Source organism: Polaromonas sp. P1_G2, assembly GCF_056405515.1.
Genome location: NZ_JBFUBY010001157.1, coordinates 1 through 450, shown reverse-complemented (window position 1 = coordinate 450; position 450 = coordinate 1). Strand labels below are relative to the sequence as shown.

The 450-nt window shown below is 60.2% G+C and carries 1 protein-coding gene; it reads left to right on the top strand.

Annotated features, from left to right (window positions below; translation table 11 throughout):
* Positions 1 to 114: 114 nt before the first annotated feature.
* Positions 115 to 450 (top strand): VOC family protein (locus AC1D0P_RS29540; RefSeq protein ID WP_477679983.1); only part of this gene is annotated, 336 nt, incomplete at its 3' end.

Here is a 450-nt window from a genome sequence, read left to right as displayed (position 1 = left end):
GGGGCGGGACACGCCTATTCCGAGCCCGGCATTCTCGACCAGTTGATCCGGGCGACCGACAAATATGCCGGAAAACAGGGCTGATCTCTTTCGGTGCATGATGGGAGCGATGACATGATAGACCATACCGGATTGAGCGTTTCGAATTTCGAGAGTGCCAAGGCTTTCTATGACGCAGGGCTAGCGCCACTTGGCGCCTCGATGCTGATGAAAGTGCCGACGGAATATACGAATGGCGTGCATGTCGCCGGCTATGGCCGGGAGCGCCCGACCTTCTGGCTGCATGAAGGCGCAAAGCAGGTGCCGTCGGTGCACATGGCTTTCAGCGCCAATTCGCGGTCGGAGGTGGACGCCTTCTATGCCGCGGCGATCGCAGCAGGCGGCGTCGACAATGGTGGTCCCGGCCTGCGCCCGCACTATCATGCGAATTATTATGGCGCCTTCGTGCGC